The 24,612-nt window shown below is 70.1% G+C and carries 25 protein-coding genes; 17 read left to right on the forward strand and 8 right to left on the reverse strand.

Translation table 11 applies throughout. The features are described 5' to 3' along the window. Positions 1–75: 75 nt before the first annotated feature. Positions 76–2,313 carry a HelD family protein gene (locus tag FVP33_RS07980; protein WP_147783057.1) on the forward strand — a complete coding sequence of 746 codons (2,238 nt, stop codon included), beginning with the start codon at positions 76–78 and terminating at the stop codon, positions 2,311–2,313. Positions 2,314–2,426: 113 nt separating this feature from the next. Here the strand turns inward: FVP33_RS07980 and FVP33_RS07985 are convergent, their stop codons facing one another. Further along, positions 2,427–3,761, reverse strand: a complete 1,335-nt coding sequence (locus FVP33_RS07985; protein ID WP_147783058.1) for an MFS transporter — start codon at positions 3,759–3,761, stop codon at positions 2,427–2,429. A 146-nt stretch (positions 3,762–3,907) separates the two neighbouring features. Between FVP33_RS07985 and FVP33_RS07990 the strand changes: the two genes are divergently transcribed. Next, positions 3,908–5,053, forward strand: coding sequence for an acyl-CoA dehydrogenase family protein (locus FVP33_RS07990; protein WP_147783059.1), 1,146 nt, complete (start codon positions 3,908–3,910; stop codon positions 5,051–5,053). A gap of 95 nt (positions 5,054–5,148) precedes the next feature. Continuing rightward, on the forward strand, positions 5,149–5,796 hold the full coding sequence (locus tag FVP33_RS07995) for an alpha/beta hydrolase (protein ID WP_147783060.1): 648 nt from the start codon (positions 5,149–5,151) through the stop codon (positions 5,794–5,796). On the opposite strand, the gene FVP33_RS08000 is transcribed toward FVP33_RS07995, so the two are convergent. Then, positions 5,765–6,274, reverse strand: a complete 510-nt coding sequence (locus FVP33_RS08000; RefSeq protein WP_147783061.1) for a GyrI-like domain-containing protein — start codon at positions 6,272–6,274, stop codon at positions 5,765–5,767. The two genes, FVP33_RS07995 and FVP33_RS08000, sit on opposite strands and share 32 nt — an antisense overlap. 144 nt (positions 6,275–6,418) lie before the next feature. Here FVP33_RS08000 and FVP33_RS08005 point away from each other — a divergent pair, with 144 nt between their 5' ends. The 6 genes from FVP33_RS08005 (at position 6,419) to FVP33_RS08030 (ending at position 10,759) form a co-directional block, all read left to right on the forward strand. Next, positions 6,419–6,655: a hypothetical protein gene (locus FVP33_RS08005; protein WP_147783062.1), complete on the forward strand. Its 237-nt coding sequence runs from the start codon at positions 6,419–6,421 to the stop codon at positions 6,653–6,655. A gap of 1 nt (position 6,656) precedes the next feature. Further along, complete coding sequence (locus tag FVP33_RS08010) at positions 6,657–7,586, forward strand: FAD:protein FMN transferase (RefSeq protein ID WP_147783063.1); 930 nt, start codon at positions 6,657–6,659, stop codon at positions 7,584–7,586. Further along, positions 7,583–8,140 (forward strand): ferric reductase-like transmembrane domain-containing protein, encoded by a 558-nt coding sequence (locus FVP33_RS08015; protein WP_147783064.1) that lies wholly within the window; start codon positions 7,583–7,585, stop codon positions 8,138–8,140. The genes FVP33_RS08010 and FVP33_RS08015 overlap by 4 nt, the downstream gene beginning before the upstream one ends. A 17-nt stretch (positions 8,141–8,157) precedes the next feature. Then, complete coding sequence (locus tag FVP33_RS08020; protein ID WP_222706650.1) at positions 8,158–9,390, forward strand: NADH-ubiquinone oxidoreductase-F iron-sulfur binding region domain-containing protein; 1,233 nt, start codon at positions 8,158–8,160, stop codon at positions 9,388–9,390. After that, positions 9,387–9,620 carry a ferredoxin gene (locus FVP33_RS08025; RefSeq protein ID WP_147783065.1) on the forward strand — a complete coding sequence of 78 codons (234 nt, stop codon included), beginning with the start codon at positions 9,387–9,389 and terminating at the stop codon, positions 9,618–9,620. Before FVP33_RS08020 ends, FVP33_RS08025 begins: the two co-directional genes overlap by 4 nt. A 239-nt stretch (positions 9,621–9,859) precedes the next feature. Continuing rightward, positions 9,860–10,759, forward strand: coding sequence for a hypothetical protein (locus FVP33_RS08030; RefSeq protein WP_147783066.1), 900 nt, complete (start codon positions 9,860–9,862; stop codon positions 10,757–10,759). A 14-nt stretch (positions 10,760–10,773) separates the two neighbouring features. On the opposite strand, the gene FVP33_RS08035 is transcribed toward FVP33_RS08030, so the two are convergent. Continuing rightward, complete coding sequence (locus FVP33_RS08035) at positions 10,774–11,571, reverse strand: SDR family NAD(P)-dependent oxidoreductase (RefSeq protein ID WP_147783067.1); 798 nt, start codon at positions 11,569–11,571, stop codon at positions 10,774–10,776. A gap of 44 nt (positions 11,572–11,615) precedes the next feature. On the opposite strand from FVP33_RS08035, the gene FVP33_RS08040 reads away from it, so the two are divergent. Next, a complete protein-coding gene (locus FVP33_RS08040; RefSeq protein ID WP_147783068.1) occupies positions 11,616–12,371 on the forward strand; it encodes a dienelactone hydrolase family protein in 756 nt (251 codons plus the stop codon). A 387-nt stretch (positions 12,372–12,758) separates the two neighbouring features. Here FVP33_RS08040 and FVP33_RS08055 read toward each other — a convergent pair whose 3' ends face one another. After that, positions 12,759–13,943, reverse strand: coding sequence for a MarP family serine protease (locus tag FVP33_RS08055; RefSeq protein WP_147783069.1), 1,185 nt, complete (start codon positions 13,941–13,943; stop codon positions 12,759–12,761). 223 nt (positions 13,944–14,166) lie between these two features. Between FVP33_RS08055 and FVP33_RS08060 the strand changes: the two genes are divergently transcribed. Next, on the forward strand, positions 14,167–15,420 hold the full coding sequence (locus FVP33_RS08060) for a S1C family serine protease (protein WP_246142230.1): 1,254 nt from the start codon (positions 14,167–14,169) through the stop codon (positions 15,418–15,420). Positions 15,421–15,445: 25 nt separating this feature from the next. Here the strand turns inward: FVP33_RS08060 and FVP33_RS08065 are convergent, their stop codons facing one another. After that, on the reverse strand, positions 15,446–16,138 hold the full coding sequence (locus FVP33_RS08065; RefSeq protein ID WP_147783070.1) for an RNase H family protein: 693 nt from the start codon (positions 16,136–16,138) through the stop codon (positions 15,446–15,448). Positions 16,139–16,358: 220 nt separating this feature from the next. Here FVP33_RS08065 and FVP33_RS08070 point away from each other — a divergent pair, with 220 nt between their 5' ends. After that, positions 16,359–17,828 (forward strand): phytoene desaturase family protein, encoded by a 1,470-nt coding sequence (locus tag FVP33_RS08070; protein ID WP_147783071.1) that lies wholly within the window; start codon positions 16,359–16,361, stop codon positions 17,826–17,828. On the opposite strand, the gene FVP33_RS08075 is transcribed toward FVP33_RS08070, so the two are convergent. The 3 genes from FVP33_RS08075 to FVP33_RS08085 all read right to left on the reverse strand — a co-directional run bounded on the left by FVP33_RS08075 (position 17,825) and on the right by FVP33_RS08085 (position 20,124). After that, the gene (locus FVP33_RS08075) at positions 17,825–18,406 is read right to left on the reverse strand and encodes an HdeD family acid-resistance protein (protein ID WP_147783072.1); all 582 of its coding nucleotides are present in this window, start codon (positions 18,404–18,406) and stop codon (positions 17,825–17,827) included. The genes FVP33_RS08070 and FVP33_RS08075 overlap by 4 nt on opposite strands. Positions 18,407–18,426: 20 nt before the next feature. Beyond that, positions 18,427–18,840, reverse strand: a complete 414-nt coding sequence (locus tag FVP33_RS08080; protein ID WP_147783073.1) for a DUF805 domain-containing protein — start codon at positions 18,838–18,840, stop codon at positions 18,427–18,429. 513 nt (positions 18,841–19,353) lie between these two features. Beyond that, positions 19,354–20,124, reverse strand: a complete 771-nt coding sequence (locus FVP33_RS08085; RefSeq protein ID WP_246142231.1) for a lysophospholipid acyltransferase family protein — start codon at positions 20,122–20,124, stop codon at positions 19,354–19,356. A 136-nt stretch (positions 20,125–20,260) separates the two neighbouring features. Between FVP33_RS08085 and FVP33_RS08090 the strand changes: the two genes are divergently transcribed. From FVP33_RS08090 to rpsO, 5 genes are all read left to right on the forward strand, one after another. Further along, positions 20,261–20,887 (forward strand): hypothetical protein, encoded by a 627-nt coding sequence (locus FVP33_RS08090; RefSeq protein ID WP_147783075.1) that lies wholly within the window; start codon positions 20,261–20,263, stop codon positions 20,885–20,887. A gap of 196 nt (positions 20,888–21,083) precedes the next feature. Continuing rightward, the gene (locus FVP33_RS08095; protein ID WP_187270618.1) at positions 21,084–21,983 is read left to right on the forward strand and encodes a nuclease-related domain-containing protein; all 900 of its coding nucleotides are present in this window, start codon (positions 21,084–21,086) and stop codon (positions 21,981–21,983) included. Positions 21,984–22,296: 313 nt separating this feature from the next. Next, positions 22,297–23,352, forward strand: coding sequence for a zinc-dependent alcohol dehydrogenase family protein (locus FVP33_RS08105; protein WP_147783078.1), 1,056 nt, complete (start codon positions 22,297–22,299; stop codon positions 23,350–23,352). A 197-nt stretch (positions 23,353–23,549) separates the two neighbouring features. Next, the gene (locus FVP33_RS08110) at positions 23,550–24,062 is read left to right on the forward strand and encodes an SOUL family heme-binding protein (protein WP_147783079.1); all 513 of its coding nucleotides are present in this window, start codon (positions 23,550–23,552) and stop codon (positions 24,060–24,062) included. A 144-nt stretch (positions 24,063–24,206) separates the two neighbouring features. Next, on the forward strand, positions 24,207–24,476 hold the full coding sequence (gene rpsO / locus FVP33_RS08115) for a 30S ribosomal protein S15 (RefSeq protein WP_147783080.1): 270 nt from the start codon (positions 24,207–24,209) through the stop codon (positions 24,474–24,476). Positions 24,477–24,612 lie beyond the last annotated feature (136 nt).

The raw sequence follows: 24,612 nt of genomic DNA on the forward strand, positions 1-24,612 counted from the left end.
CGCGTCGAGACAGAACGGTCCGGTTGCCTCCCGGGAAGCGACTAAACTTGAACGCTGGATTTGAGGGGTGTTTGAGTGGTCGATCACGAGCTGCAACGCGAACAGGAATACGTCGGAACTCTCTACGCGAGGCTTGACGCGCTCAAGCGCGAGGCCGAGCTGCAACTCGACGCGGTGAGGCTGCTGGATGTGGGCGGCAACCACCAGGGACGTTCAGAACGGGACACCTTCGCGCGCATCTACGAGGACCGGATAGTTCAGCTGCGCGAGGTGGACGAGCGGCTCGCCTTCGGCAGGCTCGAGCTCGAACCGAACGACGAAGACGGCGACGACGTGCTGCGCTACATCGGCCGGATCGGCTTGCGCGACAAGGATCTGCAGCCGATCCTGCTCGACTGGCGCGTTCCCCAGGCCAGCGCCTTCTACCAGGCGACCGCGGCGACGCCGCTCGGGGCCAGGGCCAGGCGGCACCTGCTCTCCAAGGGTCGCAGCGTCATCCGCATCGAGGACGAGATCTTCGACGCGACCCTGCTCGAAAGCGACACGACCGAGCTTCAGGGCGAGGGCGCCCTGCTGGCGGCGCTCACCGCGCAACGCACCGGGCGGATGTCCGACATCGTCGCGACGATTCAGGCCGAGCAGGACCGCATCATCCGGTCCGACCTCGGCGGTGTGCTCGTGGTGCAGGGCGGCCCCGGCACCGGGAAGACCGCGGTCGCGCTGCACCGGGCCGCCTACCTGCTCTACTCGCACCGCGACCGGCTCAAGAACTCCGGGGTGCTCATCGTGGGGCCGTCCCGATCGTTCCTTCAGTACATCGAGGCCGTGCTGCCGTCCCTCGGCGAGACCGGCGTCGTGCTCGCGAGCGTTGGGCAGTTGTACCCGGGAGTCGAGGCGACGAGGGAGGATTCCCCGGCCGTGGCCGCGCTCAAGGGCAAGGCGTTCATGGCCGGGCTCATCGCCCGCGCGGTGAAGTCGAGGCAGCGTGTGCCGGCCGAGCCGCAGGTTCTCGACGTGAACGGCGACCGGCTCACCCTCGACCCGCAGCTCATCCAGAACGCGATGAACCGGGCGCGCGAGGGCGGCAAGCCGTACAACGAGGCCCGCGTCACCTTCGTGAAGAACGCCCTGGGCGCGCTCTCCCGGGAGTGGCTTGCGCAACTCAAGTCCAACGGCAACTCGATGGACGAGTCGGATCTTCCCATGCTTCGGGAGGACCTGCGCTCGGCCGAAGACGTGCGGGTGGCGCTCAACACGGCGTGGCTGCCGCTCACGCCGCAGAAGCTCCTGCAGGACCTCTACGCCCGCCCGCAGTGGCTCGCCGAGCTGACCCCGCGCTGGACCGCCGAGCAGCGGGCCCTGCTGAGGCGAAGCCGGGATGCGGAGTTCACGATCGCCGACATCCCGCTTCTCGACGAGGCCGCCGAGCACCTCGGCGAATACAACCTGGTCGATGCCGCGCAGAAGCGCGAACAGAAGCAGCAGCGCAAGCGAGACATCGAGAACGCGGAGGCGGCCATCCAGAACATGGATGTGAAGGGCCAGGTGAACGCGAAGGACCTCGCAGACAACTTCGCCGAGCTCGGCGACCGCGCGACGACGGCGGAGCGTGCGGCGCTGGACCGCACCTGGACCTACGGCCACGTCGTGGTCGACGAGGCCCAGGAGCTCTCGCCGATGCAGTGGAAGCTGCTGCTGCGGCGGGGCCCGCTCCGCTCGTTCACCATCGTCGGCGACATCGCCCAGGTCGCATCGGCCGCCGCCTCCTCGAGCTGGCTGACGGCGCTCGACCCGCTGCTCGCCGGTTCGGCGGAGGCCGAGCGGTGGAGGCTCGAGGAACTCACCGTCAACTACCGCACGCCGAGCCAGATCGCGGCCTCGGCAGAGTCGATGGCGGTCGCCCACGGACTGCCGGTGACGCCGTCGAGGGCGGTGCGGGCGAGCGAGTGGCCCATCGAGGTTCTCACCGACGCCGTGGAGGCGGTGCGTCGGGAACGCGACCTCGACGCGGGAGGCACCCTCGCCGTGATCGTGCCGGAGACCGGGATCGACGAGCTCGGCGCGAGGCTCGCGGAGGAATTCGGCTCAGCGGTGGGCCTCGGCGCCCAGGGGCTCACCCGCGACATCGCGCTGCTCTCCCCACAGGAGGCGAAGGGCCTCGAGTTCGATTCGGTGATCGTCGTCGACCCGGCGGGTATAGTCGCGGCCTCGGAGCGTGGTGCCGGCGCCCTCTACGTGGCGATGACCCGCGCGACCCAGCGGCTCTACCTCGTGGCGGATGGGGACCTGCCGGCGGGCATTACCCTCGGCTGACCCGACTCTTCGCCGCCTTCCGAAATCCATGCGATTCTCGGCGACACGCTGCCCGATGCGCAGTTGAGCGGCGTGTTGCCCAGGAATGCATGGATTTCGGAAGGGGAAGAGGCTCAGGGGGTGGGGGTGAGCGCGTCGTAACGCAGGAAGCCCCGCTGGAGTCGGGTGACGGCCAGGAGCAGGCTCAGGATGAGCAGGCCGCCGAGAAGAGGCGGCAGCCAGAGCGCCCCGATCGCCGCCACCACCCCGACGAAGATGTCGCCGACCCGAGGGCCACCGGTGACGACCACGGTGAAGACCCCCTGCAGCCTGCCGCGCATGTTGTCGGGCACCGCGGTCTGCAGCATCGTCTGGCGGAAGATGCTGCTCACGTTGTCCGCCGCCCCCGCGCCGGCCAGCATGACCGACGCCACAACGATCGCGGCGATGTTCGGGCTTCCGACCGAACCGGCGACCTGGCCGAAGAGTCCGAGGCCGAGAATCGCCAGCACCACACCGAAGCCGACGATGAATGCGCCGTAGGTGAGGATCGCGTTCGTGATTTCGCGGCCGTGCCAGCGCCGATGGCCGACGCGGCCGGACAGCAGGCTGCTGAGCAGTGCGCCGAGCGCCCCGGCCGCGGTGAGCACGCCGACGGTGACCGGTCCGCCGCCGAGCACGAGCGCGCCGGCCGCGGGGAACAGCACGCGCGGCTGACCGAAGGTCATCGCGATGGTGTCGACGACGAAGGACATGCGGATGTTGGGAGCGGTGCGCAGGAAGGCGAGCCCATACCGGAGCGACTCCAGTCCCGGGCGATGGATGTCGCCCTCCGGCGCGAGTCGGGGGAGTGCGGCGATGCCGAGGAAGGCGCTGAGGAACAGCAGGACATCCACGGTGTATGTCCAGCCGAAGCCGACGGTGGCCACGAGCACCCCGGCGATGGCCGGCCCGACGGTGACCATGACCCCGAAGCTCGCCCCGGAGAGCGCGGCGGCCGCCGGCAGCAGCCGAGGCGGGAGTAGGCGCGGGAGCACGGCCGAGCGCACGGTGCCGATCACCGTCGCGGCGACCGCGTTCACCGTGGTGAGCAGGTAGAAGGGCCAGACGACCTCCACCCCCGTCCAGGCGAGCGCGGCGAGGGTGATCGTCGACGCCCACGCGACGATCGCGGCGACGAGAAGCACGAGCCGTCGGTCGAACGCGTCGGCGAGCATTCCGCCGTAGAGGCCGAACACGATCATCGGAAGCAGCGCGAAGGCCCCGACGAGGGAGACCGCGAAGGTCGACCCGGTGATCTGGTAAATGTGCAGCCCGACGGCGACGATCGTCATCTGAGCGCCGACGCCCGAGATCGAGTTGCCGACCCAGAGCTTGGCGAAGGCAGGGCTCTCCCGCAGCGGGGCGAGGTCGATCAGGTGCGACCGCGTGGGCGGCGCGGTGTCGAGGGGTGGGCTCACTCGATCCATTCTTGCGTGCTCGGGGCAACCCTTCCGAAATCCATGCAATTCTCGCCCGACACGCTGCCCGATGCGCAGTTGAGCGGCGTGTCGGCCAGGAATGCATGGATTTCGGAAGGGGGGACGTCGGGAGTGAGCGGTGCCATGCTTGAGCGGTGACGATTCTCGACGATGCCCTGCTCGCCCGCATCCACGACCGGGCGGCCGGCTACGACCGCGACAACCGGTTCTTCTCCGAAGACCTGGCCGAGCTGCGGGCCGCCGGCTATCTCGCCGCTCATGTTCCGGTGGAGCTCGGCGGAGCGGGACTCACGCTCGTCGAGCTCGCTCACGAGCAGGCGAGGCTCGCGAAGGCCGCGCCCGCGACGGCCCTCGCCGTGAACATGCACCTGGTCTGGACCGGCATCGCGAAGACGCTGCGCGATCGGGGGGATGACTCGCTCGAGTTCGTGCTCACCGAGGCGGCGGCGGGCGAGCTGTTCGCGTTCGCGATCAGCGAGGCGGGGAACGACCTCGTGCTCTTCGGGAGCACGACGGATGCCCGGCCGCTTCCGGGCGGCGGCTACGCCTTCACCGGCACCAAGATCTTCACGAGCCTCTCGCCGGCCTGGACGAGGCTGGGGCTCTTCGGCCTGGACACGATCTCGGACGACGCGCCGAAGCTCGTTCACGCCTTCGTGACCCGCGACGCCGCGGGCATCACGATCCTCGACGACTGGGACACGATCGGCATGCGGGCGAGCCAGAGCAACAGCACCAGGCTCGACGGGGTGGTCGCCGCCGCCGACCGCATCGTGCGACGGCTTCCCCCGGGCCCGAACGCGGACCCCCTCATCTTCGCCATCTTCGCCAACTTCGAGATCCTCGTCTCCGCCGTGTACCTCGGCATCGGCGAGCGTGCCCTCGAACTGGCCGTCTCCGCCGCTCAGTCCCGCGTCTCCGCCCGCACCGGAACGACGAAGGATCGCGACCCGGCGACTCGGTGGAAGATTGCGGATGCGGCGCTCGCGCAGGACGCGCTCTGGCCGCAACTGGAGTCCCTGGCGGGGGACATCGACGCGCTCGCCGACCGGGGCGACCAGTGGTTCCGTGCGCTCGTCGGGCTCAAGTGGCGGACCACTCGCAACGCCCGCTACGTCGTGGACCAGGCCGTTTCCGTGGCCGGCGGCGCGGCCTTCTCGACGTCGAGCGAGCTGGGTCGGCTCTACCGCGACGTGCTCGCCGGCGGCTTCCACCCCAGCAACGACGACTCGGTGCACGCGACCGTCGCGAACGCGATTCTCGGGCCGGACACCGACTAGGCTCATGCGCCGCCGCTGAGGGTTCGGCATCCCGGCCGAATCGGTTTGCCCGAGGGGATGCGGATCGCCCGAGAGGCTCCGCCTAGGCTGTAGTCATGTCGTCCAGTTTCGCCATCGACCCGTCCGCCGTCGTCTGGTCGGTCCCCGAGGCTGAGCGGGTTCAGGCGCTCGCGTCCCGGCCGTTGCTCGTACTCCTCCACGGCCGAGGGTCGCACGAAAACGACCTGTTCGCCCTCGCGCCGCTCCTTCCGTCCCAGGCGGTGATCGCCTCGGTTCGGGCACCCCTCGCCCTCGGCGACGGGTTCTCCTGGTTCCCGGTCGGTGAGCCCGGGCTGCCGAGCCTCGTCGCGGCCGACGCCGCGGTCTCCGCGGTGCTCGAGTGGCTCGACACCGTGCCCGCGATGGGCCCGGTCGGCCTGCTCGGCTTCTCGCAGGGCGGGGCCATGACCCTGCACCTGGCGCGCCACGCCCCCGAGCGGTTCGCCGCCTTCGTGAACCTCGCCGGTTTCGTCATCCAGGGCGAGGCTCCGGCCGACGAGCGGCTCGAGGTGCTGCGACCGCCCGTCTTCTGGGGGCGGGATGCCGCGGACCCGGTCATCCCCCAGTCGGCGATCGAGCGCACCGTCGCCTGGCTGCCGTCCCACTCGACCCTCACCACCCGGCTCTACTCGGGCATCGGGCACTCCATCTCGCGCGACGAGCTCGACGATGTCAACGAGTTTCTCGCGGCGAACCTCCGGTAGGGGCACCGGGCGGCGTCTTCGCGCGCCACGGGAGCACGACCTCGGTGCGCCAGGTGCGCGGATCCGGCTCGACGGCGGAATCGGAGTGGTAGATCTCCCAGTGCCCTCCGGCAGGTTCGCCCCCCTGCGCGATGATCCACTCACGGAGCGCCCCCACCGCGGCCTCGAGGTCTTCGTACGGGCCCACATGGGTCGTCACCGCGGCGGCGCCGCCAGGCAGGCTCCCGGGCACCACCCGCCCATCCGGCGTCACCGGGCGCTGCACCGGTAGGCCCGCCTCCAGTCCGATCGCGTCCGGATGAAAGACGTAGCGCGCGAACGGCATTCCGCCGGGTCGCACTCCCTGCCGTGCCAGCGCCTCGACGACCTCCTGGAAGGCCTCGGGGAGCCACTGCGGCACGTCGGCAAAGGGAAGACGGGCGCTGATCACGGCCGTCGGCTGTTCCTCGAGCGTTCGGGACTCCACCTGGTAGTTCACGACGTCCTCCCCTCCCGATTGCGCTGCTCGGCGCTCCGGCGGAAACTGCGGAGGCTGTCCACAGGGCGCTCATAGAAACCGCATAGGCGCGATCCCCACACTGTCACTATCGCGCGAGACGCGCAGCAACGGAAGGCGAAGACCATGAACCCACGGGAGTCGGGCAAGCGTAGGGCGAGAGCCCTCACCGCTGTGCTGGCGGTGGCCGGCGTGATCGGCTCGGCGGCAATGGGCGGCATCGCCCTTGCGGCCGGCCCAACGACGTCGGCCTCGACCGCCGCCACATCCACGAGCACCGGCGGATCGACGGCCTCGAGTTCCGGCTCATCGGTCGGGTCGAGTTCGGCCAGCAGCAGCCAGGCCCAGACGACCGGCTCCTGACGTGCCGGGGAACGCGGCCGACTGGCCGGTCTGGAGCACGACCGCCCGCGTGGTGGTCACGGAGCCGCACCAGCTCGATCGGGCGGTGGAGATCACCCGGCTGGTGCTGGATGAGGTCGACGCGGCGTGCAGCCGCTTTCGGGCAGACTCCGAGCTCGCCCGGCTTTCGGCGGACTTGCCGAACGGCGTCGAGGTGAGCGGGATGCTCGCGGAGCTCGTGCGCGAGGCCCTCCACGCCGCCGAACTCACCGACGGCGACGTCGACCCGACGCTCGGCAACGAGCTCGCCGCGCTCGGCTACGACCGCGACATCGCCCTCCTGGCTGATCGCACATCCGGCCTGACCGTCACCCGGGTGGCGATCGTGCCCGGCTGGCGGAGGGTTCTGCTCGACGGACGCCGTCTCACGGTGCCGTCGGACCTCGCCCTCGACCTCGGCGCGACGGCGAAGGCCTTCGCCGCCGACCTCGCTGCGGCCCGCGTCGCCGCCGAACTGCCCACCGGGGTGCTCGTGAGCCTCGGCGGCGACATCGCGACCGCCGGAGAATCGCCGGAGGGCGGGTGGGTCGTGCTCGTGCAGGACCTGCCAGCGGATCCCCGCTCCACGGTCACCCTCGCGGCGGGGTTCGCCCTGGCGACGTCGAGCACGCAGAAGCGCCAGTGGACCCGCGCGGGCGAACGGATGCACCACATCCTCGATCCGCGTCTCGGACGCCCGGCCGAGCCGGTCTGGCGGAGCGCCACCGTCTCGGCGCGCAGTTGCGTCGAGGCCAACACCGTGAGCACGGCGTGCATCGTGCGCGGGCACCGCGCGCTCGATCTGGTGCGCGACCTCGGCCTGCCCGCCCGCCTCGTGGACAGCGAGGCCCGCGTCGTCACTCTCGGCGGCTGGCCGGCCGAGGCGCCGGTCACCGAGGAGGTCGCGCCGTGAACGAGGCACTGTGGGCACTGGGTCGCGGGACCGGCGTCGTGGCGCTGCTGCTGCTGACGGTGTCGGTCGTGCTCGGGATCGTGACCCGCTCCGGGCGGCCGCTCCTCGGGCTGCCGCGATTCTCGGTCACCCTCGTCCACCGCAACTCCTCGCTGCTGGCGAGCGTCTTTCTCGTGATCCACATCGTCTCGCTCTTCTTCGACTCGTACGCCCAGCTCAGAGTGGTGGATTTCTTCGTGCCGTTCCTGGGCGCCGCCAAACCGTTCTGGCTCGGTCTCGGCACCCTCGCGCTGGACCTGATGCTGGCCATCATCGTCACGAGCCTGCTGCGGCGCTGGATCGGCCGGCGCGTCTTCCGCGTCGTGCACTGGTTCACCTACGCCCTCTGGCCGGTCGCCCTCGCGCACTCGATCGGAAACGGCTCGGACGGAACATCCGTCTGGTTTCTCGCCCTCGCGCTCGCCAGCGTCGTGCTCGTCGCGGTCGCGGTCGCCTGGCGGGTCTCGGCGAACTTCATCGAATTCGGGAACGCGCGGAAGGGAGAGACGCGATGAGCGGAATGGGTGGAGAAGTGCGACCGCCACGGGGCGCCGGGAGGCTGTTCGCCGCGCCGGCTTCCGACCTGACGAGCCACCTCGCCACCTTCGGCCCCGTGCCGGACGGGCCTGCGGCGTCCCACCTCCTGGACGAACTGCAGGCGTCCGGGCTGCAGGGCCGGGGCGGCGCGGCGTTCCCGGCCTGGCGCAAGTTCGCGGCGGCCGGAAGTGGCCGGGACCCGCGCTCTCGTGGCGGCGCGGCCGTGGTCGTGGCGAACGGGGCGGAGGGCGAGCCGCGGAGCGCGAAGGATGCCACCCTCCTGCGAGCCGCTCCGCACCTGGTGATCGACGGCCTTCTCCTCGCCGGGCGCACCATCGGGGCGCGGGAGCTCTACCTCGTGACGACGGCGGCCAGCCTGCCGTACGTGGCGCGGGCCATCGCGGAGCGCACCGACGCCACGGCCATCCGGCTGCGCGAGGTGCCCGAGGCGTTCCTCTCCGGCGAGGCATCGGCAGTGATCAGCTCCCTCGAGGGGGGACCGGCACTGCCCAGGGACAAGAGTCGCCGTCTGAGCAGCTCCGGGCTCGCCGGCCGGCCCACGCTGCTCAACAACGTGGAGACTCTCGCTCAGGTGGCGCTCATCGCGCGTTTCGGGGCGGAGTGGTTCCGGAGGCTCGGCACGGAGGAGGAGCCGGGCACGAGGCTCGTCACGGTGAGCGGCAGCGACCTCGCGCCGACCGTACGCGAGGTCGTGGGCGGAATGACGGTCGCGGCCATCGTGCGGGCGGCCGGCGGGAGCACGGACACGCTCGGCGCGGTGCTCGTCGGCGGCTACCACGGTGCCTGGCTGCCAGCCGAGCGGCTGGACACGCCACTCACCGGACACGACCTGGCCCCGTTCGGCGCGGCACCCGGGGCCGGCATCCTGGTGCTTCTCGAGTCGGCATCCTGTGGCCTGAAGGCGTCGGCGGCCATCGCCGGCTATCTCGCCGCGCAGTCGGCTCGGCAGTGCGGCCCCTGCGCCAACGGTCTGCCGAGGATGGCCGAGGTGCTCGAGAAGCTCGCCGGCGGCAGTCGCGACACCGCACTGCCGGCCGAGATCCGTCGGCTGGCCGCGCTCGTCACCGGGCGGGGGAGCTGCCACCACCCCGACGGCACCACCAGGCTCGTGCTGAGCGCCCTCACGGTGTTCTCCGCGGAGGTCAAGGCGCACCTGGCCGGAGGATGCCTCGCCGACCGGCGGGCGCGCGCCGGGGTGGCGGCATGAGCCGGGAGCGTCGCCCGGCGGCCACCCTGCACATCGACTGGACGCTGTGCGACGGTCGGGGCCTGTGCACAGAACTGCTGCCCGAACGCCTTGCGCGGGACGAGTGGGGCTACCCCCTCGCCCGCGACGGCTCGGGCGGCGACGTGCCGCTCGCCGCGTCCCAGCTCGAGGCGGCCAGGGATGCCGTCGCGCTCTGCCCGAGGCTCGCCCTCACACTCCGGAAGGACTGAGGACGGGGAGCTCTCGATCGCTGCCGCGGTGCTGCCGCGGTGCTGCCGCGGGGATGCTCACCCGCACAGACTCGTCGCCCGGTGCGGCACACTGTGCGGCTCTTCCGGGCGACGAGTTGATCTGGTTCCACCCTGCCCCTCGGGTGCCGGGATTGCAAGGTTTTTCTGCTCGCCGGCGCCATCCCGCGCGTGTCGCCACCCCGTTCTGGGGAGTTCGCGAGCGCCGGGATGTCGCTACCGTGGAGGAACGCGCACAACCGTTGGGGGACGGAATCATCATCGTCGAGGACTCAGCGGTTGGCTCGCCTGACGGGGCGGTCACGGGGTCTGTCGACTCGACAGTCCCGGTCCTGGCCGCGGTGCGCGAGATGATGCGGCGGCAGTCCGAGGCGACTCCGCTTTCCCCGTTCGCCCGGTTCTTCGGCATCGACCCGGTACCCCGGGCGTCGTCCCGGTGGTTTCGCGCAGCCATCGCCGAGCTGCGCATCGCGGAGGCGCTCGCCGAGCTCGGCGACGACTGGTTGGTGGTGAGTTCGGTGCCTATCTCGACGGAGCGGCCACGCCTCGAGTACCTTCTCGTCGGGCCGCCCGGCCTCATCGCCGTCAGCATGGCGTATTCGGTCGGTCAACACGTGTGGGTGGGGGAGCGGACCTTTCTCGTCGAGGACGAGCTGCGTCCGATCATCCAGGACTCCGAGGCGGATGCCCGGCTCGTCGGCGAGCTGGTGGCCGCGTCGGCGGGCACGGCGGCGCCGGTGACGCCGGCCATCGTCGTGGTCGAGCCGGCCGCCCTGGAGATTCGAGCCCACCCTCGCGCGGCGGAGGCCATCCACTCCAGCGACTTCTCGCGCTGGCTGCGCGATCTTCCGCGCCTGCTCGCCCCGTCGTCGGTGCGACGCCTCGCGGCCGCGGCGGCCGACCCGGCGACCTGGCCGCTCGGCGTCGACGCGCCGGCGGCGCTGCCGTCGCTTCTCGGCGAGTTCGAGACGTTGCGTCGGGAGGTCGCCCGGGCGCGGCGTCGCCGGCTCTCCTGGGTCGTGGTGGGGATCGCGCTCAGCTACGGACTGCTGTTCGTGCGTTTCGGCGGCCTCGCGGCGTTCGGCGTGCAGCTCGCATTCCCGGCCGATTTCCCGCTCTGAGAGCCGGCTCGGCCCTACTGTTCCCGCAGGTCGCCCTTCGCGGCGAGTCGGCTCGGCAGGAGGCGTGCGAGAGCCACGATCAGCTTGTAGCGCACGGTGGGGATCGACACGGCCCTCCCGCGCCGAACATCCGCGAGGGCCAGCCGCACGACCTGGTCGGCGTCAAGCCAGAGGAACCGTGGAACGGAGGCGCCGCTCACCCTCATGCGCTCGTGGAATTCGGTGTGCACGAGGCCGGGAGCGACGGCGGTCACGGAGACTCCGCGCGACCGGTAGGCGACGTTCGCCCAGCGACTGAAGCTCAGCAGCCAGGCCTTGGCCGCGCCATAGCTGCCCCGCGGGGTGTAGCCGGCCACGCTCGCGATGTTGACGATGGTGCCGGCACCGTGCGGCAGCATCTGGGCGAGCGCGGCGTGGCAGAGCCGCATCGGCGCCGTGACGAGCACGTCGAGCAGACGCTGCTCATCATCGATGTCGCTCTCGTCGAACGGCCGGCGCAGGCCGAACCCGGCATTGTTGACCAGCAGGGTGATGGGAACGGCAAAGTCGTCGGCGGGTTCGGAGACCGCCGCCCGCGCCTCCACCCTGGCCAGGGCATCCGCCTGCCCCAGGTCCGCGACCAGCACCTCCACGCGCACGCCGAACTCGAGCCTCAACTCGGCGGCCTTCCGCTCGAGCCGCTCCTCATCCCGGGCCACGATCACGAGATCGTGGCCGTCCGCGGCGAGCTGCCGCGCGAATTCGGCACCGATGCCGGCCGTGGCTCCCGTGATGAGCGCCGTCGGCCGGCGCGCGGTGGGCTTCGCGTCCATCGGCCCACCGTATCGCAGGGACGGGGTCGTGACAGACTCGGACGATGACCGAAACGATCTCGCTCGGCGGCGGAGCCTTCGAGGCCTATCTCGCCCGTCCCACCCTCGCGACGGGCGCGCGCCCCCAGGGCGCCATCGTGCTCATCCACGAGATCTGGGGCCTGGTGCCGCACATCACCGGCATCGCCGACCGCCTCGCGACGGAGGGCTACCTCGTGATCGCCCCGGACATCCTCAGCCGGATCGGCGTCCGCCCGCAGATCGGGCTCGAACTCAATGCCATCATGACGAGTCCGGATGAGCGGGTGCGCACCGAGGGCCAGCCGCGTCTTCGCGAGGCCTTCGCTCCGATGCGCGCACCGGAATATGCGGAATGGGCCATCGCCGCCCTCGTCGACTGTGTCGACTTCCTCGCCGAACAGCCGGGGATAAACGGTCGCATCGGGGTCATGGGATTCTGTTTCGGCGGCACATACAGCTTCGCCCTCGCCGCCGCCGACGCCCGTATCCGGGTGGCGGTGCCGTTTTACGGATCGCCGCCCGACCTCTCCCTCGTGCCGAGGATCACGGCGACCGTGCGGGCCTTCTATGGGGAGAACGACACATCCCTGATGGAGTCGCTGCCCGGGGTGACCGCCGCGATGCAGTCGGCGGGAATCGACTTCTCCTCCCGGGTCTACGAGGGGGCAGGGCACGCGTTCTTCAACGACACCAACCCGATCGCGTACCGCGAGGACGCCGCGACCGACGCGTGGGCCAGGGTGCTCGCCATCCTCGGCGAGAACCTCGCCGCCGATTAGCCCGGCGGGTGATGCCCGGCACTAGGCTCGGACGCCATGGCGCTGCGACTCGTTCAGGTGAATATCAAGGCTCGGGACGACTCACTGGTCGGGCGGTTCTGGGCGCAGGCGCTCGGCTGGGGAGTTTCCAGCGAGGGACCCGGGGTGACCAACGTCGAACCCCGGGCCTCAGCCCCGCGGCCTCCGCTGCCGAGCCGGAGCACCCTCCGGCCAACACGCTGGGCCTGCATCGCGTGATGTTCGCCGTCGACGACATGGTGCGGTACGAGAACAGCTACCGGCTCTGCTACCTGCGCGGCCCCGCGGGTATCATCGTCGCCCTGGCCGAACAGATCGGCTGATCCGCCGGGCGGTGACCCGCCGCCGCTCGGCCCAGGGACGCGACGCTCAGCCGCGCGTGCAGTGCCCGGATGAGACGGCCGACACGAGCGACGGCGCCTTCGCCACCACGGTCGTGAGATCGTTCGTGGTCATGGCGAACCCGAGTCGATCGGTCGTCGCCGACTTCGCGAAGATGACCCCGGCCACGCGCCCGCCCGCGTCGATAACGGGACCGCCGGAGTTGCCCTCCTGCACGTCGGCGGAGAGGTAGTACACCTCGCGCGGCGCGGGATTCGCCCCGTAGATGTCCGGCACCTGCACGGTGTTGACGCCTCGCACGGCGGCGGGCGCCGAGCTGAACGGCCCGCCGAGGGGATAGCCGTCGAACACCGCGGTGTCGCCCTGCCCGAGGTTCGCCCCGAGCGGAAGCACCCTGGTCGTGAGCCCGTCGACCGCGATCACCGCGAGGTCGTGCACCCCGTCGAAGAAGACGACTCGACCGGTGTAGGACCCGCCGGACGGCGTCTGCACCACCGGCTCGGTCACCCCCGCCACCACGTGGGCGTTGGTGATGATGCGCCCCTTCGCGGCGACGTAGCCGCTGCCGGACTGGTTCTGGCCGCACTGGTAGGCGTTACCGACGATCTTCACCACCGACGCCGCGGCCGCCTGCTGCGCGGCGGTGCCCGCGCCGGCGGCGGGAACCGGGATGTTCGTGTTGGAGCCGATCGCCTCGAACAGCCGGGGCAGGCCGTCCTGGGCGACGAGGCCGCGCACCTGAGCCTCGAGGGCCTTCACCGGGTCGGGGGTCACCCGGTCGATCGTCTGTACGACCGCCGAAGAGGAGATCGCGCTCGAGACGAACGGCACTCCGAGGGATCCGATGCCGAAGGCGAGCATCGACGTGACGACCGCGGCGACGACGAGGGTGACCATCGCCCCGAACACCCGGTCCAGGATGCGCAGGGGCGTACGGTCCACCCCCCGGCGAAGCGCCCGGCCGATCAGGGTGCCGGCGGCCTGACCGAGGCCGATGAGAACGACGACGGCGAGCAGGATGAGCGGAAGTCGCCACTGAGAGGAGGTGACCCACGAGGCGATGAGGGGGATCGCGAAGAAGGCCACGACGGCCCCGGCGATGAAGCCGGCGATTCCCGTGATGCTCAGCACGAAGCCGGCGCGGAAGCCGTGCACGGTGTAGGCGAGGAGCAGAATGCAGAGAATCACATCGAGCACGAGGGAGCCGGTCATTCGTGTTCCTCCGGGATCGCTGCGGTGCCGTCGTTCGCGGCCCTCCCCAGTTTCGCACGGCAGGATGACAGCTTCCTGCCGCTCTGCCGGGCGCAGCCCCGGCCCGCGCGACCGTTCCCAGCGGATTCATACCCTTCGCACGACCGGCTCAGATCCTGGCCATAGGGCATGCCGAGCGTATCGGAGGAGTGTCGTCCCCGACGGCACACCGAGAAGGGCGCGAATGATGGACAGCTTCGAGACAGGCGAGACAAGCACCGGCCACGCGGATGCCGGCCAGGCCCACACCGGCCAGGCCGGCGGCATCCCGATCGACACTCCGCCGGCCGAGGATGGGTCGCGCCGACGTCGCGGCCTGCTCGTCGGGGCGGTGGCCGCGACGATTCTGCTCGCCGTCGGGGCAGGGGGAGTCGTCATCGCCACCTCCCTCGCCTCCTCGACGGCGAAGTCGGCGAGTAACTCCGCCGGCCAGGCCGTGCTCCCCGACCAGCGCGTGGTTCCCGGTGACGGGCGTCAGGGCTTGGACCTCCGCGGCACGACCCAACGGGCGAGCGTCACGACCGGCGCCGTTCCCGCCACCGCGGCCGAGAAGGTCGGCGTCGTGACCATCGTCTCCGTGCTCGACTTCGACCGGAACAGCCAGGCAGCCGGCACCGGAACCGTCATGACCTCGAGCGGACTCATCCTCACCAACAACCACGTCATCGCGGGCGCCACGAGCATCGAGGTCACCGTCGAATCGACCGGGGTCGCGCACCGGGCAGAGGTCGTCGGCACGGACGCGACCGACGACATCGCCGTGCTCAAGCTCGCCGGGGCGTCCGGGCTGAAGACGGCGACCTACGACTCCGCCCAGTCGGTCTCGGCCGGGGACGCCATCTCGTCGGTCGGAAACGCCGAGGGCACTGGCGAGCTCGTCACCGCCACCGGCACCGTGGCGGCGACAGGACAGTCGATCACCGTGCAGGGCGAGTCGGCCGGCTCGTCGGAGAGCCTCAGCAACCTGATCGAGGTGGACTCGGATGTCGTCTCCGGCGACTCGGGCGGACCACTGCTCGACGCCCAGGGCGAGGTCATCGGTGTCGTCACCGCTGCGTCCTCCGGCATCCGGTCCGTCGTCGGCTACGCGATCCCGATCTCCTCGGCGCTCGGCATCGCCCGACAGATCGAGTCCGGCCAGGCCAGCGCCACCGTCACGATCGGCTACCCGGCCTTCCTCGGGGTGCAACTCGCGCAGGGTTCGGCCTCCGGCGCCACGATCGGCGGAGTGCTCGCCGGCACACCGGCGGCCACGCTCGGTCTCGCGGCGGGCGACACCATCACGGCCGTCGGTTCGACGCCGGTCGCCTCCGCGGCGGACCTGAGCGCGGCGATCGCCGCCCACTCCCCGGGCGACACCGTCTCGATCGCCTGGACGGATGACGCCGGCGCGAGCCACGCCGCGAACGTCACGCTCGCCGACGGGCCCGCCCTGTGATCCGCTCCACTGGCCGGCGGCGCAGTCAGAGCAGGCTCTTGATCGCCTGCTCCAGGGTCAGTCCGCGCGACGACGCCCTCGCCTCGAGCCGGCCGAGCTCGTCGGGGCTCAGGCGAACGACGAGAGTCGTGCCAGCGGCCTCGGCCGCTTCGTCCGCGTCGTCGAAGCCGAAGAGGGCCGGCGTGGGGGCCGGTTCCGTGGGCCGCCCGCCCGGCGTCCACGCCACGTCCTGGGCCGTGGCCGCGACGGCATCCCCGTCGCGCACCCACCCCGGTCCGCTCGGGATCGACCGACCGCGCTGGAAGGCCTCGGACACCGCGCGCGCGCGGGAATCCGCCGCCTCGTTGAGGGGATGGTTGTCGTGCCCCTTCACCCATTCGAAGAGGTAGCGGCGGCCGACGAGCGCCTCGTCGATCTCCTTGAGCAGTTCGACGTTCATCACGGGCTTGCCGTCGGCCTTGCGCCAGCCCTTCTTCTTCCAGCCCGGCATCCACTTGGTGACGCAGTTGATCACGTACTGGCTGTCGCAGAGCACGAGAAGGTCGTCGTCGAGGTGCGCGGTCGCCCGAAACAGCTGCAGAACGGCCATCAGCTCGGCCTGGTTGTTGGTGGCGTGCTTCCAGCCGCCGGCCGCCCAGCAGTGGTCGTCGACGTACCACGCCCAGCCGGCCGGCCCGGGGTTGCCTAGTGCCGAACCGTCTGCTGCTGCTCGAATCACGTGCTGCCTTTCGTTGCGGATACCGATTCAAGTGTGTACCAGCAGTCCCTCCCCGCACGACAGGGGTCTCGGCCGCCCGGCGTTTCGGGGACGTCGCCGCCGGACTCCTCCGTGTTCTGTGGGGGAAATCCCGAATTACCGCGAACGTGGACCATGTCGCGCCTGACTCGATAGCGGCGCGCCCCTCGCGTGTCGCGTGAGTCGGGGGCAGGGTGGAGTCATGGACGCCGTCGACGCGATAGTGGTGGGCTCCGGGCCGAACGGCATGGCCGCGGCGGTGACGCTGGCGCGGGCCGGCCTCACGGTGCGGGTCTACGAGCGCGCCCCCACCATCGGAGGCGGCGCGCGCACGAGCGAATTGACGCTGCCCGGATTTCATCACGACGTGTGCTCCGCCGTGCATCCGCTGGCCCTGGCCTCCGGATTCTTCCGTCGGTTCGAACTTCGGGAACGCATCGGACTCGTCGTTCCGGAGATCTCCTACGCGCACCCGCTCGCCGACGGTCGAGCAGGAATCGCGTGGCGAGACCTCGACCGCACCGCGGACGGCCTCGGGCGTGACGGCGCGGCGTGGAGGCGGCTCTTCGCGCCCCTCGTGCGGCGCGCGAACGATGTGGCGCAGTTCAGCGGCTCGGCGGTGCTGCAGGTTCCCCGGCATCCGCTCACCGTCGCTCGGCTCGGGCTGCGGGTGCTGGAGCAGGGCGGCCGCGGTTGGAATTCCCGCTTTCGGGATGACGTGGCGCCCGCCCTGCTCACCGGTGTCTTCGCCCACGCCGTTCGGCCGATGCCGAGCCTCGCGACGGCGGCCACCGGGCTCGTTCTCGGCACCACGGCCCACGCACAGGGCTGGCCCATCCCGATCGGCGGCAGCCAGTCGATCATCGACGCGATGGCGGCCGACCTGATCGCCCACGGCGGGCAGATCGTCACCGGCACCGAGATCGCCCACCTCGGGGACCTCCCGCCGGCGAGGGTGGTGCTCTTCGACACGAGCGCGCGGGCCCTGGCGAGAATCGCGGGGGAGCTGCTGCCCGAACGCTACCGGCGCGCTCTCGGCCGGTATCGATACGGGAACGCGGTCGCCAAGGTCGACTTCGCCCTCTCCGGCCCCGTGCCGTGGCGGAATCGGGATCTCGCGGCTGCCGGCACCCTCCATCTCGGGGGATCGAGGCGGGACATCGCCCGTTCCGAGGGTGAGGTCGCCGCCGGCCGCCATCCCGGCAATCCCTACGTGCTCGTCTCCCAGCCGACCCCGTTCGACGGGTCGCGGGCGCCGGCCGGCTCGCACGTGCTGTGGGCATACACGCACGTGCCGCGCGGCTCGACCGTCGACCGCACAGAGGCGATCACAGCCGCGATCGAGAGCCATGCACCGGGGTTCCGGGATGTCGTGCTCGCGAGCGCGAGCAGCACCGCCGAACAGGTGGAGGCCTACAACCCCAACTACGTGGGTGGAGACATCGCGAGTGGAGATGTGACGGTGGCCCAGCTCGTGGCGCGGCCGGTGTTCTCGGCCACGCCGTGGCGCACGCCGGCGAGGGGGATCTATCTCTGTTCCTCATCGGCATCCCCGGGCCCGGGAGTGCACGGACTCGCGGGCTACTACGCCGCGTTGACCGCCCTGCGGGACGAATTCGGCGCGACGTCCTCGCCCCCACTGGGGAGGACCGGGGCGGGACAACTGCCCTAGGCGCTCGCCGACTTCCGTGCGCGCGGCAGGGTGAACAGGGTCGAGATGCTCACGATGATCAGCAGAATCGACGCGATCGCCACAAACGTGCTGATCGCGAGGGCGGGCAGCACGAAAATGATGATGCCGGCGACTATGGAGAGGATGCCGCTCAGCCAGCCGAGCCAGCGGGGATTCCCGGTGCCGCGCACCGCGCCGATGATGTCGACGGCGCCCTCGGCGATCCAGCCGACGCCGATCACGAAGGCGAGCACGATGAGGGAACCGAAGGGGTTCGCGAGGCAGATCACGCCCGCGGCGACCACCAGGACGCCGACGATGCCGGTGAACCAGCGCAGACCGGTGCTCAACTGGTCGGCCACGAACGCCACCGTGATGCGGAAGATGCCGGAGGCGACCAGGTAGATGCCGAACAGGATGGCCACGGTGAGCAGCGTCGCCCGGGGCCAGACCAGGCCGATGATTCCCAGGATGAGTCCGATCACGGCGACGGCGACAAGCTCGCCTCGATGGATCTTGATCATGCCGACGGGGTAGCCGCCGAAGGGGTCAGTCGGATTGTTCACCGAGGTCGTCATAGCGTTCTCCTGTCCCGTGGTCACCCGTTTGTCGTGCTGCCCGGCGCTGGTCGGGCCGAGGCGTCGGCCGGCGTGCCCGGCTGGGGCGTCACCGCGACGTCGGAGAGGCTGGGGTCGCACAGGTGCACGATCAGGATGATGAGGCCGACGAGCGGGAGCAGGATCCAGAACAGGTCCGCCCAGCCGTGGCCGGCATCCCTCAGCCTCCGCACCGTCACGGCGAGGCTCGGGATGAGGATGACGATTCCGAAGACGCCGGACAGGCTCGCCCCGACGTAGAGAGTGCCCTGGGGCGTGAACAGGTTGAAGGCGTTCAGTGCGGCGTGGCCGAGTGCGCTGAAGAGCACGAACCACCAGAACTCGGAGCGCGAGGCACGTCCGGTGAACTCGGCGTACTTGCGAAAGACCGTCTGGATGGACTGGGCGAAGGTCACGGTGTTCCTCCCTGTGGTTTCTTCTAGCCCCATCCCACCGTTGCCCCTCGGGAGGATGAAGGGTCCAAGGTCCCGAATCCCCGGAGCCGCGGCAGGGCCGCGGCCCCTGGGTGTGGGTTGGGCACACCAGGGGCCGCGTTTTGTGCCCGCCTAGCCGGATGTCGGTTGGGGCTATCACGATCTTCTCGGGTAGCAAAGGGTGGTGGCCCCAACCGCAACCGGGCCTTATCCAGTCGGCGGGAACGACCACGGGTCGCCGGTGCTCGCCCCGTCCGGGCGCTCGGCGGACGCTGAGCGAGACCCCGGTGTGAGGTGGTGGAGCGGCATCATGACTACATCCTTTTGTTCAGGCTCGCAGTCAGGCGCCCCGTGCGATGTTCTGGACACGTCGACTAACTGACACGGTAGTCCTCGGGCTCGCCGTGCAATAGTGCGAAAGACCTTTTTTTTGAGCCGATTCGATGAGATACACCCACGCCGGTGGGTCGGGAGCGCTCCCGACCGTGGATACCCTCAGCGCGGGGTGCCCTCGTCGCGTTTCCTGGCCCGTTCGGCATCGGCCTCGGCGGCCTCCAGTGGGCTCGGCGCGGTGCCCCCGAGCGCACGCGGCTGCCACCAGGCGCCGGCGCCGTCCACCGGGTACTCGGCCTGGAGGCGGTCGACGAGGCCCTGTAGGGTGCGCCGAAGGCGCTCGGTCGCGGCGCGCATGTCATCCGTCGCCTCGACCACGATCGGGGCTCCCACCGCGAAGCTGACCGGCACCCCGAACCGCTCGCGCAGGCGGATCCGGCGATTCTTGGTGAGGAGACGCTGGCCTCCCCAGACCGCGACCGGAATGATGGGCACTCCGGCCTCCGCCGCCAACCGCGCGGCTCCGGTCTTGAGTTCTCGAACGGTGAAGGAGGCGCTCACGCCGGCCTCGGGGAACACTCCGATGAGCTCCCCGTCGCGCAGGGCGGCCACGGCGCTCGCGTACGCGTCCGCACCGGCCGCCATGTCCACCGCGATGTGATGCATCCCGCGCATCACGAACCCCAGGACCGGCCTCTCGAAGACACTCTTCTTGGTGAGGAAGCGGATGCGTCGGCGGTTGTGCAGCCAGGTCACCCATTCGATGAGGGCGAACTCCAGGTAGCCGAAGTGCGTCATCGCGAGCACGGCGCCTCCCGTTTCCGGAAGGTTGTCGAGCCCCGACTCGATTCGCCTCACCCGCAGCGCCCTAAACAGGGCGGTGCCGGCCACAATTGCCGTGCGATAGATGGGCTCGGCGCGTCGGGGTGTCACCCTGTAAATGATATTCTCAGAGCCTGCATGCGCACCCAGCTGCCGAACTGCCCTCCTTTGGGGGCTTTCCCGGGCCCGTGGCGCTCGCTTAGGTTCGGGACAGGCCATTCGGGATAGGCCACTTGAGGGGGAGCGCATGACGAGTGTCACCTCACGCGAAGGCGCAGAGTCGACAGTAGGAGCCTCGCCGTCGGCTCGTGGCGCGCAGATCCTTCGCGACCTGCTTCCCTCATGGAGGGTTCCCCGCGGCACGCCCGCCCGGCCCCGCGGCTGGCGCCGTCGTCCTCCCGTCGAGGCGGAGGTCGCCGCCCTCCTCGCCCAACTCGGTGACGGCTGGACCGTGTTGCGCGCATCGGACGCGCTCGCCGAACTCGGCACCGACTTCCTGGTCGTCGGCCCTTCCGGCGTCTTCACCATCACTTCCGCGCGACCGACCGGGGGAAACGTGTGGGTCGACGAGAAGGTGCTCTGGATCAACGGGCGTCCGACCGACCATGTTCGAGTCGCGCGTCGATGCGCGGACGGCGCGGAGACCATCATGTCCGACCTTGCCGGTGTGCCGGTCGCAGTGACGCCGGTCGTCGCACTGCTCGACCCGGTCGACCTCAGTTTCGGGGGCGACCCCGCGCGACGCGTGCGGGTGCTGCCGGCCGACATCCTCGTTCGCTCGCTCGTCGAGAACGCGGCAGTGCATTCGACCCAGGCTGTCGAATATCTCTCGTCGGTCGCCGAAGAGTGCTCAACCTGGAGCGCCACCCGTTGATCCGCCCGCGCTGATTCACCCGTACTGATTCAACGGTGCCGAGTCTGTCGCGCAGAGTGGACCGCACCGAGGTGATCGCCGCGTGCCTCCGGCGTCACGCGACCGTGCGTTCCCGCCGCGTGACCGCACCCGTTCTGGGGCTGCCGCGCGTCTCGCGCCGCCGCCTATGGTCGATATATCGGTGCTTGGGGGAGCGATGACAGACCTGGCAGAACGGGATCACGTGGAGTCCGTCGCGCCACCGGCACCGATCCAGTCGCTCCCGGTCCGGCCGGCACCGGTGGGCCCACCGCTGTCGCTCCGCTCGAGGGGACCGGCGTACGCCGTGATCCGCGAGTGCCTGGCCGTGCAGCAGAAGGCCGCACCGCTCGGGACCGTCGCCCGCGTTCTCGGGAGAAGCCCACTCGATCCGGCCGCCAGAACCTGGTACCACGGGGCCCTCGGCGAAATCGAGGTGGCGCGAGTGCTCTCGCAACTCGGCGCCGGATGGACGGTGTTGCACGCGGTCCCGGTCGGCTCGGGGCGCGCGGACATCGACCACATCGTGATCGGCCCGGCAGGCATCTTCACCATGAGCACCAGGAACCATGCCGACCGCCGCGTCTTCGTCGCCGGCAGCACCTTCGTGGTCGCCGGCCAGAAGCACGACCACCTCCGGGCGGCCCTGCATGAGGCCGAGCGGGCCTCCCAACTCTTGAGTGGCGTGACCGGTCGGCCAGTGACCGTCACGCCGCTCATCGTCGTCGTCAACCCGGCCTCGATCACGGTCGGCCGCAAGCGCCCCACCGTCGCGGTACTGGCTTCCAGCCGGCTGCGACGCTGGCTTCTCGCCCGGCCGCACGTGCTGTCGGCGAGGGCCGTCGTGCATTTCTCGATGTTCGCCGAGGAGCCGACCACCTGGCACACGCAGCCCTTCGTGAACGACGACAACGGTCCGCACCTCCAGGCGTTCGAGGAACTGCGCCGGCAGGTCGATTCCGCGCAGACCCGATCGGTGATCTGGCTCCTGGGGGTCGTCGCGGCCTTCATCCTGACCATCGATCTCCTGCTGCCCGGCATCCTCGATCTGCTCGCCGGGCTGGTCCGCCTGATCTAGCTCCCGGTCGGGTGACTCGGCCGGTGTCGACTCGGCCGGTGTCGACTCGGCCGGTGTCGACTCGGTCCGTGTCGACTCGGCCGGTGTCGACTCGGCCGTCGGTAAGTGCTGGCTGGGGCCGGTCGGGGAGCAGTTGCTGACGGTTGGGTTGCACGCCGTGCGCTCGAGTTCGGCGTGACGTGCGGGATTGCCCTGGGGGGCCGAACGGGCCCGCCCGGAGAGTCCGTTCGGCCCCGAACGGAGGGGCCTAAGGTCCCTTTCGTCGGGCCCGGTGGCCCCGTAGCGTCGCAGTGACGACTATCGAAGGGACATCATGAAGGCGCTCGTTTACAAGGGACCTGGTCAGAAATCGTGGGAAGACGTGCCGGATCCGGTGCTCAAGGAGCCCACCGACATCATCGTGAAGATGATCACCACCACGATCTGCGGAACCGACCTGCACATCCTCAAGGGGGACGTCCCGGCGGTGACTCCCGGTCGGATCCTCGGCCACGAGGGTGTGGGCACGATCACCGAGGTCGGCTCGGCGGTGACCAGCCTGAAGGTCGGCGACCAGGTGATCCTCTCCTGCATCTCCGCCTGCGGGCACTGCGACTACTGCAAGCAGGGCGTCTTCTCACACTGCCTCGGCGACGAGGGGCGCTCCGGAATCGGCTGGATCTTCGGTCACCTCATCGACGGCACCCAGGCCGAATACGTGCGTGTGCCGTACGCGGAGACCTCGGTCTACCTGCTGCCGGCCGGCGTCACGCCGCAACAGGGCACGGTGCTCTCCGATATTCTGCCCACCGGATACGAGATCGGCGTGAAGTACGGCCAGGTGAAGCCGGGCGACGTCGTCGCCGTGATCGGGGCCGGACCTGTCGGTCTCGCCGCGATCGCCACCGCGGGGCTCTACGGTCCCTCCCGGATCATCGCGATCGACGTGGACGCGAACCGCGTCGAGCAGGCGAAGAAGTTCGGCGCGACGGATGGCGTGGTCTCGACCGACGCCGACTGGAAGGACCAGGTGCTCGCCCTCACCGACGGGCTCGGCGTCGACGTGGCGATCGAGGCGGTCGGAATCCCGCAGACGTTCACGATGTGCGTCGACATCGTGCGCCCGGCCGGTCATGTCGCCAACGTGGGGGTGCACGGGCATCCGGTGGAGCTCGCGCTCCAGGATCTCTGGATCTCCAACATCACCATCAGCATGGGTCTCGTGAACACCGACACGCTCGGCACCCTGCTCAAGCTCGTCGCGCAGAAGAAGATCGTGGCCGAGAACTTCGTGAGCCACACCTTCACCCTCGACAACATCCTGGAGGCGTATGACGTCTTCGGCCGCGCGGCCGAAACCAAGGCGCTCAAGGTGATCATCAACGCCTGACCGAACGTGCGGCGGCCTGTCTCTTCGGGTGAGGCAGGTCGTCGCCCCTTCGCCCCCCTCGATCGATCACCCCCCTTCCGAAATCCATGCGTTTGTCGGCGACACGCCGCTCGGCCGGCCAGACACGCCGTCGCCTGGTGCGGATTGCATGGATTTCGGAAGGGAATTGCCCAGTTGCGCGGCCTACAATCGCGGTTATGACCGAGCAGCAGGCGTACGAGCTGATCCGTCACTACGACGGCTTCGAGTTGCGCCACTATCCGGACTACGTTCTCGTTCAGGTCAGCGCGCAGGGCGATTTCCTGCGTGCCGGAAACCTCGGATTCCGTCCCCTGATCGGGTACATCAGCGGGCGAAACGCCTCCTCCGCGCGCATCCCCATGACGGCCCCGGTGCTCCAGGAACCCATCACCGAGAACGCGCACACCGTGAGCTTCGTGCTGCCAGACGGCACGGACATCGCGTCAGTGCCTGTTCCGACGGATGCCCAGGTGAGCACCAGGGCAGTGCCCGCTCACGACGTGGCCGCTCGGCGTTTCGGCGGTGGCTGGAGCGAGGCGAAGTTCGAGGAGAACGGGACGGCCCTGCTCGAGGCGGTGGAGCGAGCCGGACTGCACCCGGTGGGGAGCCTCTACTTCGCCAGGTTCGATCCGCCCTGGAAGCCCGGATTCCTCAAGCACAGCGAGGCGCTCGTCGCGATCGGGAGCTAGCGGACGCGGAGACCCGACCGGCCCACGAGGAAGCGGGGTGTCCCCGAGATGCTAAACTCGCAAGGTTGCCGTCGAACGGCCGCGGACAAAGAGAGCTCGCACATCCAGTGACGGGCACCGCGCAACGAGTGAGAGGGGCCATCTATGCCATTAGCACCAGATGCCAAGAAGACGATTATCGACGAGTACGCCACCCATCCTGGTGATACCGGTAGCCCCGAGGTGCAGGTCGCAATGCTGACCGCACGCATCAAGGATCTCACCGAGCACTTGAAAGAGCACAAGCACGACCACCACTCGCGTCGTGGACTGCTTCTGCTCGTTGGCCAGCGCCGTCGCCTGCTGGGTTACCTGCAGGACATCGACATCTCGCGTTACCGCACGCTCATCGAGCGTCTCGGCCTGCGCCGCTAGGTCTCCCCTCGCTGCGCCGGATCGCGATCTGGCTCGAAGGCCCGCCCCCTGCCGGGGGGCGGGCCTTTTCGCGTCTCCACCAAGGAATCAAAAGCCCCCGTCAGACGTTGAATTGGTCAGGTGATGATTGCGCGGA

Origin of the sequence: Lacisediminihabitans profunda (assembly GCF_008040105.1) — a bacterium.
GTDB classification, from domain to species: Bacteria; Actinomycetota; Actinomycetes; order Actinomycetales; family Microbacteriaceae; genus Lacisediminihabitans; species Lacisediminihabitans profunda.

What these genes read in the sequence shown, in the direction of transcription:
- FVP33_RS07985 (WP_147783058.1), bottom strand. Translation starts at nt 3,761, where the DNA reads ATGGATCGAGTGAGCCCACCCCTCGACACCGCGCCGCCCACGCGGTCG.
- FVP33_RS07995 (WP_147783060.1), top strand. Translation starts at nt 5,149, where the DNA reads ATGTCGTCCAGTTTCGCCATCGACCCGTCCGCCGTCGTCTGGTCGGTC.
- FVP33_RS08005 (WP_147783062.1), top strand. Translation starts at nt 6,419, where the DNA reads ATGAACCCACGGGAGTCGGGCAAGCGTAGGGCGAGAGCCCTCACCGCT.
- FVP33_RS08025 (WP_147783065.1), top strand. Translation starts at nt 9,387, where the DNA reads ATGAGCCGGGAGCGTCGCCCGGCGGCCACCCTGCACATCGACTGGACG.
- FVP33_RS08035 (WP_147783067.1), bottom strand. Translation starts at nt 11,571, where the DNA reads ATGGACGCGAAGCCCACCGCGCGCCGGCCGACGGCGCTCATCACGGGA.
- FVP33_RS08040 (WP_147783068.1), top strand. Translation starts at nt 11,616, where the DNA reads ATGACCGAAACGATCTCGCTCGGCGGCGGAGCCTTCGAGGCCTATCTC.
- FVP33_RS08055 (WP_147783069.1), bottom strand. Translation starts at nt 13,943, where the DNA reads ATGACCGGCTCCCTCGTGCTCGATGTGATTCTCTGCATTCTGCTCCTC.
- FVP33_RS08060 (WP_246142230.1), top strand. Translation starts at nt 14,167, where the DNA reads ATGATGGACAGCTTCGAGACAGGCGAGACAAGCACCGGCCACGCGGAT.
- FVP33_RS08070 (WP_147783071.1), top strand. Translation starts at nt 16,359, where the DNA reads ATGGACGCCGTCGACGCGATAGTGGTGGGCTCCGGGCCGAACGGCATG.
- FVP33_RS08075 (WP_147783072.1), bottom strand. Translation starts at nt 18,406, where the DNA reads ATGACGACCTCGGTGAACAATCCGACTGACCCCTTCGGCGGCTACCCC.
- FVP33_RS08090 (WP_147783075.1), top strand. Translation starts at nt 20,261, where the DNA reads ATGACGAGTGTCACCTCACGCGAAGGCGCAGAGTCGACAGTAGGAGCC.
- FVP33_RS08095 (WP_187270618.1), top strand. Translation starts at nt 21,084, where the DNA reads ATGACAGACCTGGCAGAACGGGATCACGTGGAGTCCGTCGCGCCACCG.
- FVP33_RS08105 (WP_147783078.1), top strand. Translation starts at nt 22,297, where the DNA reads ATGAAGGCGCTCGTTTACAAGGGACCTGGTCAGAAATCGTGGGAAGAC.
- FVP33_RS08110 (WP_147783079.1), top strand. Translation starts at nt 23,550, where the DNA reads ATGACCGAGCAGCAGGCGTACGAGCTGATCCGTCACTACGACGGCTTC.
- rpsO (WP_147783080.1), top strand. Translation starts at nt 24,207, where the DNA reads ATGCCATTAGCACCAGATGCCAAGAAGACGATTATCGACGAGTACGCC.